The organism is Treponema sp. UBA6852 (assembly GCA_002449305.1).
GTDB lineage: Bacteria > Spirochaetota > Spirochaetia > Treponematales > Treponemataceae > Treponema_D.
The window spans coordinates 1-5913 of record DKDI01000035.1 but is presented as its reverse complement, the minus strand read 5'-3'; the positions used below and the strand labels follow the sequence as shown (position 1 = coordinate 5913).

The 5913-nt window shown below is 38.6% G+C and carries 5 protein-coding genes; 1 reads left to right on the top strand and 4 read right to left on the bottom strand.

The genetic code is table 11. The annotated features are described in order from the left end of the window. Window positions 1-154: 154 nt before the first annotated feature. Window positions 155-1636: an HD-GYP domain-containing protein gene (locus tag B3209_RS07495; protein WP_296690323.1), complete on the top strand. Its 1482-nt coding sequence runs from the start codon at window positions 155-157 to the stop codon at window positions 1634-1636. A 7-nt stretch (window positions 1637-1643) separates the two neighbouring features. On the opposite strand, the gene B3209_RS07490 is transcribed toward B3209_RS07495, so the two are convergent. The 4 genes from B3209_RS07490 to B3209_RS07475 all read right to left on the bottom strand — a co-directional run bounded on the left by B3209_RS07490 (window position 1644) and on the right by B3209_RS07475 (window position 5664). Continuing rightward, complete coding sequence (locus tag B3209_RS07490) at window positions 1644-2426, bottom strand: aldo/keto reductase (RefSeq protein ID WP_296690321.1); 783 nt, start codon at window positions 2424-2426, stop codon at window positions 1644-1646. Between the two features lie 164 nt (window positions 2427-2590). Continuing rightward, complete coding sequence (locus tag B3209_RS07485; protein ID WP_296090111.1) at window positions 2591-4045, bottom strand: glycine--tRNA ligase; 1455 nt, start codon at window positions 4043-4045, stop codon at window positions 2591-2593. A 908-nt stretch (window positions 4046-4953) separates the two neighbouring features. After that, complete coding sequence (locus B3209_RS07480) at window positions 4954-5379, bottom strand: putative toxin-antitoxin system toxin component, PIN family (protein WP_296690319.1); 426 nt, start codon at window positions 5377-5379, stop codon at window positions 4954-4956. Beyond that, window positions 5380-5664, bottom strand: a complete 285-nt coding sequence (locus tag B3209_RS07475) for a type II toxin-antitoxin system RelB/DinJ family antitoxin (protein WP_296690317.1) — start codon at window positions 5662-5664, stop codon at window positions 5380-5382. Between the last annotated feature and the right edge of the window lie 249 nt (window positions 5665-5913).

Below are 5913 nucleotides of genomic sequence, written 5' to 3'. Positions count from 1 at the left end.
CTTTCAGAAACATCGCAGGGGCAAGCCCGATAATGACATTAAATTATAAAACTCGAAATTAAGGGTAAAATAACATTGCATGACCAGTTTTTATAGATACCCCATATTAACTTTTCTAAAATTCTGCCGATAATAAAATGAATAGGAAAGATTTATGGTCAAATACAAAGTTGCAGAAATAAAACCTGACACACATTTCAACTCAGATGTAATGCTTGACTCTCTTTTTTTGCTGACAACTCCGCCTTGCTCAGTAACAGCAGAAGCGCTTTCATGTTTAAAGAAGTGGGGATTTCTTGAAGTCTACAGCGAAGATGAAAAAACTCTTTCCAAAATTGAAGAAGATAAAAATCCAGAAAAAACAGAACATAAGCAAATTTCACTTGGAGAAACAGAATCAGTAGATCTTTCAGAATTTACAGATGAAGAAGAATCTGTTCCAGAAGAGCAGATTCCTGAAAAATTTAAAACAAGCGAAGAAGTAGACCTTTCAGAATTCACTTCGGAAACTCCAGAGCCAGAAAAAAAAGCCCAGCCACAAGTCCAACCTCAGCAGATTTTTCAGCAGCCAAACCCAACGCCAGTTTTTCAGAATCCAGCTGCGCAAATGCAAAACGCCTATCAAAATTTTTCAGCAAATGCAAATCAGCAGTCCGCGCAACAGCAGCCTTTTAATTTTTCTTCAGAGCCAGTTTCTATTTCAAAAGAAGAAGACAACAGAAAGCTTTTAGAATCTCAAAACGCCTATGACAAATTCATGGAATTTATAAATTACGTCTACACAAAATATGCAACTCAAAAAATAATTTCATTGCCTGAACTAAATGGAAAAGTGCTTGAGCTTTGCAACTTTGTAAGAGAAAATAAAAAATTTCTGCTTAGAATTTCACCAAGCTATGAAGCAAGAAATAAAAATTTTTTAATAAGCCACAGCCTTAGAACTGCAATTTTTGCAATCATAATCGGACTGCAAATAAGAATGCCTTATGAAAAACTTATTGAACTTGGAGTTGCAAGTATTCTGCATGAAATAGGACAGATAAGACTTCCGCCGCAGCTTTACATGAACAATAATCCGCTTAGCCATTCAGAAAAAGCGCAGATGCAGACTCATACTGTAATCGGGTATAATATTGTAAGAAACGCAGGACTTCCGCTTACAATTCAACTGGGAGTTTTGGATCACCACGAGCGTGAAAATGGAACTGGCTACCCAAGGCATCTTTTAAAAAACAATATTTCACTCTACGGAAAAATAATCGGCGTTGCTTGCTCATTTGAAGCAATTACAGCTCCAAGAAATTTTAGAGAAGCAAGAACAACTTATGAAGGCATGATTGAAATGCTAAAGAACAGCAACCATCTTTATGATGAAACTGTAATCAAAGCGCTTTTGTACAGCATTTCGCTTTTTCCAATCGGAGCATTTGTTTTTCTTTCAAACGGAAGAGTCGGACAAGTTGTTGATGTTTCTCCTACAAGCCCTAAAAATCCTATTGTTCAAATTGTGGGAAGCGTAAATCCAGACGGAACTCCAAAAAGGATTCAGACAGATGACAACGCAATAAAAATTGTGCGCACAATGAATAAAGAAGAGTCCGCTGATTTGCGAAAAGCTCTTGGCGACACTTTGTAAAATTCAATCAGTTGAAAAAACTTTGAACCTTTTGCACTTCTTCTTTAAAAGACTTGTCAACAACTGGCGGATGGTCGTTAAAAAAAAGAATCTGCTGAAGCTCTTCTTGAGTATGAGTTCCCCAAACAGGAACAACATTTTCAAACTGATGCAAAAAACCAAAAGCCAAAGGAATGTCGTTTACAACTCCACCGTTCAATGGCTGGGAAGCAATGCAGCCAACTTCCTTTTCCTGGCACAATTTTACAAGAGCCTTCACTGAATCTGGCGAAATCATGCTGAACGGAAACTGAACAACTTCGTAAAGTCCGCTTTCAATAGCCTCTTTTGCAATATCGTAGTTTTCTGTTGCAATTCCAATATGCTTAACAATTCCCTTTTCTTTTAAAGACAAAAGCTCATTGTAAATTCCGTCCATGCCGTTTTTCTTTGGAACAATAAGCGGATTTTCAAGCTGAAACAAATCAAGAGTGTCGCTTTCCAAAGACATAAGGCTTTCATCTAAATCGCGGCGGATTTCATGCAAGTCCTGGCCAGAAGTTTTTGTCGCAAGAATCACGTTATGCCTGATTCCATGCAAGGCAGCTCCAAGACGTTTTTCACAGACTGGCTTGGAATGCGAAGTATCAAAAAAATTCATTCCGCCAGCATAAGCCTGATGAACAATAGCGCAAGCCTTTTCATCCGCATCTTCACCGAAACTTTCGATTTCCTTGCAGTCAAGACTTTCCGCGCCAAAACCAGTGCGGCTAACTAGAAGATTTGTTTTTCCAAGAGCAACGTATTCCATAACTTGCAACCAGCCTTAAATAAGTCTAATGACGAATTTTGCCAATACAACTACTAACTGTCATTCATGTGCCACGACAATTGTCATTCTCCGGCTTGCTCGGAGAATCTAGCAAATGTAGATTGCCGAATCAAGTTCGGCAATGACAAATGACAGTTAAACTGTTAGCGTTTTACAGGAACATAAGATTTTATTTCCTTTTGAATGAAAGGAATCAAATCGTCAAGAGGAACTCTCTTTTGTTCCATTGAGTCACGGAAACGCACTGTAACAGTATTGAAATCCGCGCTGGAAGAATCAAGCGTGTCATGGTCTACTGTAACACAGAATGGAGTACCAATTTCGTCCTGGCGTCTGTAGCGTTTTCCTATTGTTCCGCTCTGGTCATAATCAGTAACAAAATCTTCTTTTAAGATATGCTGAATTTCTTTTGCCTTTTCTGCAAGTCCGTCTTTTTTCATCAAAGGAAGAACCGCAACAGTAACAGGCGCAAGACGAGGATCAAGATGAAGAACTGTTCTAAAGTCTTCGCTCTCGCCTTCTTTTGCAACATTCTGCTCTTCGTAAGCTTCACAAAGGAACATAAGGAAGTTTCTGTTAAGTCCAGCGGAAGTTTCAACAACATAAGGAATGTAGCGTTTGTTTGCGTCGTCCTGATCGATGTAGTGCATATCTTTCTTTGAGTACTGCTCGTGCTGAGAAAGGTCAAAGTCTGTGCGGCTATGAATTCCTTCAATTTCCTCAAAACCAATCGGGAACTTGTACTGAATATCGTAAGCGTCCTTTGCGTAGTGGGCAAGCTTGTCGTGGTGATGCCAGTTAAGATGGTCTTCTGCAATTCCGTATTTCAAATAGAAATTCCAGCGGTCTTTTCTCCAGCGCGCAAAAGTTTCATCTTCTGTTCCTGGCTTGCAGAAATATTCCATTTCCATCTGCTCGAATTCACAAGTGCGGAAAATAAAATTCTTGAAGATAATTTCATTGCGGAACGACTTTCCAACCTGGGCAACTCCGAACGGAATTTTCATTCTGTTTGACTGAACAATATTCTTGAAGTCTGTAAAAATTCCCTGGCAAGTTTCCGGGCGAAGATAAACCAAAGAAGCTTCTGTGGCAACAGGTCCCTGATGAGTTTTGAACATCAAGTTAAATTCACGCACATCAGTCCAAGAATGCTTTCCGCAAGTCGGGCAGTTAATCTTTTCATCAATAAAAGCCTTCATTTCTTCATGGCTCATTGTATCAACCGGCTTTGAAGGAGTTTCGCCAGTCTTGTCAAAATAATCTTCAATAAGCTGATCAGCGCGGAATCTGGCCTTGCATTCTGTGCAGTCAATCATCGGATCAGAAAAATGCCCTACATGGCCGGAAGCTTCCCAAGTTGTGTGATGCTGAAAAATAGCTGAATCAAGACCAACAACATCATCATGAAGCTGAGTCATGTAATGCCACCATTCGTTCTGAATGTTGCGCTTGAATTCAACGCCAAGAGGACCGTAATCCCATGCGCCAGCCATTCCGCCGTAAATTTCAGAAGCCTGATAAACAAATCCTCTTCTCTTGCAAAGACTGATGATTTTGTCCAAAGTGCAAGCATGCACATCTTTTTCTTTTGCCATAAAAACCTCATCTTCGACACTGGTGTGTGCCGCATAAAATTCAATTTGCAGATTTTAGCACATAAATTGATTTTTGCCTATATTCGGAAGGATTTTCAGCAGGGCAAACGCATTATAAATGTATTCAGCATAAAACTGGCTCCCAGACACGGTTTTCTGGTTCAAAATCGCGCAATAATGGGGATGTCCAATAAGTATCTTTTTTGTCATTCATAGGCTTTTATAGACTTGACCCGAAATTCTAAATGCATATATTACAATCATTTAGAAATTGTTCAGCAATGACATTCAGAGCTTATTGGACATCCTCTGATTGTTGCAAAGTAACTATAGAATTGCCCGCTCACGCGGTCGCAGCAATCAGAGTGTTTTTGCCCCAGAAACCGTTCCTTCGCGCAAACTTTACTTAAATTATTTATAATGCGTTTGCCCTGGGATTTTCAGCGGAACAAGGAAATTCGCTGTTATAGTTGCCGTGCTAATTTGGAAAATCTAACAATTTTCTTGTATTTTAGCATCTAAAAACTGAAGGAATACTTCCTAACTCCTGAAGTGAGTATTCCTAAGACCTGAAGTGAATATCCCTAAGACCTGAAGTAAGTATTCCTAAGGCCCTTAGAGAGTATTCCTTAGGGTCTTAGGAAGTATTACTCAGCCTCTTAGGAAGTATCGCTACGGGTCTTAGGAAGTATTCCTTTTGTTTTTATGACAGAAAGTAAAACTATCTTTTTTGTCATTCTGGGGCTTGACCCTATGTCATACTCCGGCTTGAATTTATATCATTATCTGGCTCGAATTTATGTCATTATCCGGCTCGACCGGATAATCTATTCCAGATTCCTGACCGAGTTTACTGCGTAAACATTGCAGGGCAAGTCTGAAAATAAAAATCGGTTTTGAACTTTTTGTCAGGCGATTTCTTCTTTTAGAATTTCAACCAATTCTGACGGTGTTACAATAAATGATTTTTCAGGAAAATGCTTTCCATTCCCTGTTACAAGAAAAGCATCCTTGTCTTGCGCCGATAATGTTACTATATAAAAAACAACATCCTTTGGGTCGGGCATTGTTTCATTTGATTCTACAAATTCTGTAATTTTCAAGCCATTGTCCATAACATCTTTCAAAAGATTTATGATTATGCTTTCTGAAAGCTTGAATTTATCTCTTCTTAAAACTTCATTGTATTCTTTGATAATTTCATCGGAATAAACAGGAACAATATTTCCATTTGCAAGAAAACGCAAAATTCTCACAGTTGGAGAGCTTTCATTTCGAGTTATCAAAGCTGAAACAAGAACATTTGTATCAATAACAACATACTTTCTTTTCATTTACAAGCCTGACCTTGCAGCAGAGATTTCAGCATTGATTTCGTCAAGAGACATTTCAGGGACATTGTTCTTCTTAATTGAATCTCTTGCGTCTTTGTAGATGTTCCATCTTTCAGAACGAGAATCATTCCTTAACTCAAATGGAAGTCCGCCTACTGCAATGCTTTTTTTGAAAAAAATCCTGACCGCAGTAGGCAAATCCAAGCCAAGCGATTCATAAATACTTGTAACATCTGTTTTTGTTTCTGAATCTACTTTTATCTGAACAAGAGCTGTATTTGTCATAGCAACACCTCCAAAAGTATGTTTTTAACTATATAATAGCATACTTCTGTTAATTTTACTATACTTTCTGCAAAAACACACCCAGTCCGTTGGGCAAACATAGTAACTATGCTTAAAAATAAGGGGGATGTCTAAAAAGTGTCTTTTTTGTCATTCTGGGGCTTTACCCTATGTCATACTCCGGCTTGAATTTATGTCATTATCCGGCTCGACCGGATAATCTATTTCAGATTCCTGACCGAGTTTACT

Coding starts and splice junctions, on each gene's coding strand:
- B3209_RS07495 (WP_296690323.1), top strand. CDS start 155: ATGGTCAAATACAAAGTTGCAGAAATAAAACCTGACACACATTTCAAC.
- B3209_RS07490 (WP_296690321.1), bottom strand. CDS start 2,426: ATGGAATACGTTGCTCTTGGAAAAACAAATCTTCTAGTTAGCCGCACT.
- B3209_RS07485 (WP_296090111.1), bottom strand. CDS start 4,045: ATGGCAAAAGAAAAAGATGTGCATGCTTGCACTTTGGACAAAATCATC.
- B3209_RS07480 (WP_296690319.1), bottom strand. CDS start 5,379: ATGAAAAGAAAGTATGTTGTTATTGATACAAATGTTCTTGTTTCAGCT.
- B3209_RS07475 (WP_296690317.1), bottom strand. CDS start 5,664: ATGACAAATACAGCTCTTGTTCAGATAAAAGTAGATTCAGAAACAAAA.